This window comes from uncultured Marivita sp. (assembly GCF_947488135.1).
Classification (GTDB): domain Bacteria; phylum Pseudomonadota; class Alphaproteobacteria; order Rhodobacterales; family Rhodobacteraceae; genus Marivita.
In genome coordinates, this window is the sequence record NZ_CANKYW010000031.1 from 1 (window position 1) to 1,983 (window position 1,983).

At 53.0% G+C, this 1,983-nt stretch carries 2 protein-coding genes; both read right to left on the bottom strand.

Going from position 1 to position 1,983, the window contains the following annotated elements:
* Window positions 1-233: 233 nt before the first annotated feature.
* Window positions 234-551: a hypothetical protein gene (locus Q1B16_RS22280; protein ID WP_299794538.1), complete on the bottom strand. Its 318-nt coding sequence runs from the start codon at window positions 549-551 to the stop codon at window positions 234-236.
* Between the two features lie 1,188 nt (window positions 552-1,739).
* On the bottom strand, window positions 1,740-1,983 hold a 244-nt coding region (locus tag Q1B16_RS22285; RefSeq protein WP_299794624.1), incomplete at its 5' end, for a hypothetical protein.

Here is a 1,983-nt window from a genome sequence, read left to right on the forward strand (position 1 = left end):
AGGGGCATTTCTGGCCCGAAAGGTCTGAGGGAGGTGTAAGGTGCTGATGTCAGAAAGAACTGGCTGGGGTGGTAGGAAACCTTCCCTTCTGATTCCTTTCTTGGCCTTAGCTTAGGCAGTCGGGAAAAGGGGGCAGTTTTGGGGGCATTTTGGTGTTGATTATCACCATCCAATATCCCTCTCAGACGTGCTTTCTGGAGCTCAGAGAGATACAAACACCACCATCATTTTCTCTACCTCCCCCGGAACGGCACTACATTACTCCCGCCCCGCACGAACGCCTGTGGCCCTTCCTGTTCCAAGGCCCTGATAGCAGTGTCTCTTGCTTCCCGATCGCTGTCGAAGAGTTCGTCCCAGACGTGGCTGGTTCCCTCGGCATCCACAACCTCCAGCGTCCACTGAGCTTCGTGTTCTAAGCGAAAGATCTCGATGCTGAACGGGTAGCCTTCCAAGACAACTCGGAGACTTTTTCCTGAGGTCACCAGATTCGGTTCGTCATCTTCTGTTATGTGCGGAAGGTAGAGGCACGATTGGTTGTCAGCAACAATCATCAGAGCTTGTCAGAGCTCCTCTCTGGGCCACTTACGGGCTTTCTTACAGGGAGCATACCAACCATCATCACCAACATGGGGGATGCTCTCTGGGGCCCTCTGGGACAGTCTCCTAGGCAGGCTAAGTGTCTGTTATTGCTGTTGGTATCCTATCGGGGGAGGGAGGAGGAATTAGGTATTAGTAATGGAAGACGACTGCCTACCCCTCCAACACAAGGAGAGGGAGGCTACCCGGGTGGCTAAGGAAGGGGTCCCACGGGTGCAACGGGTGTGGGGTTAAGGTGGGGTGTTCGTGGCGAGTTACCGAGAACCAAGTATCGGAGGTGAGTTCCGAGTTATAGATCCAGCTGGTCGACTTCTGTAAGGGTAAGAAAGCTGTTCCCATTCGGCGTCAGTGAGAGGTGGGCTGCGGTAACACCCTAGCTCCCAAACGGGCAAGAAGTCTCCGTCGTTTGTCGGTACATTCAGTGCAAGTCGTAAAGGTCGACCAGTTGAACCCGGATCGACAGGTAGAGCAATGATGTCGGTCTGGTCGTGAAATGCGGCCTTCAGCCGTACGGGTTCATGGCTGATGCTCACGTGAAAACTTGTGATGGCAAACGCTTCCCCGTTTTCGAGTTGCCGATAAGCAATCAGATCGTGCTGAAGCGACTCCACCTCAGAAGCTAGCAATTCGCGAATTACGGTCTCATCGTCGCGGGTAAAGAACACATCGACAAAAGTCGTTCCACCACATGGCGCAGGGTCGATCCAATAACATTGACTGTGCGGAGCCTTGGCTTTTATGCGGGTGGAAAGATAGTCGGTAGGAGTGGCAATTCGCATAACTCTCACAACTTTGCGGCTTCCAAGCGGTGGAGTCTCATCCCGAAGCCATTGAGTTGAATTACGATCGGTTGTACCTACGGATTTTGTGTACTCTTTGGTTAACGCGCTTCTGCAGATATTGGGCGGATGGTAGCTATACTTCTGAATCATACCCATACTCCTATGGGCGACATACACATCAGATTTTCGCGACCAAATCCTCCATTCACTCCCGCGTGGCCCATCTTTGGAGCCGACTGAAAACCTTAGGTCGAAACGGCCTTTTGCCATATCTATGTTTACCAAATCGAACTGCTATCATTAGTCCCGGCCAGCGCAAGCCAGCCGGGGAAGTTTTTCTTGGTAGCTGCGAAACTTCTGTCAGGCAGCTAACGGCGCTTCCGATTCAGCAGAGTACTCGCAGAGCCCCTCCATCCTGTAGAACACCACCCGCTTTCGCGCTCTGGTGATGCTCGTGTAAAGCAACCGCTTATGGTGCTCCATCGAAAGCCACTGGGGTTTCTCCAAGACAGAAGCCGTGTCGATGTTGAACCGCTCCGGGTTTTCCGGAGGCTGATTGGTCTTAGTTACGCGGCCATGTCTGATGTTTCCAGAGCCGCGTAGA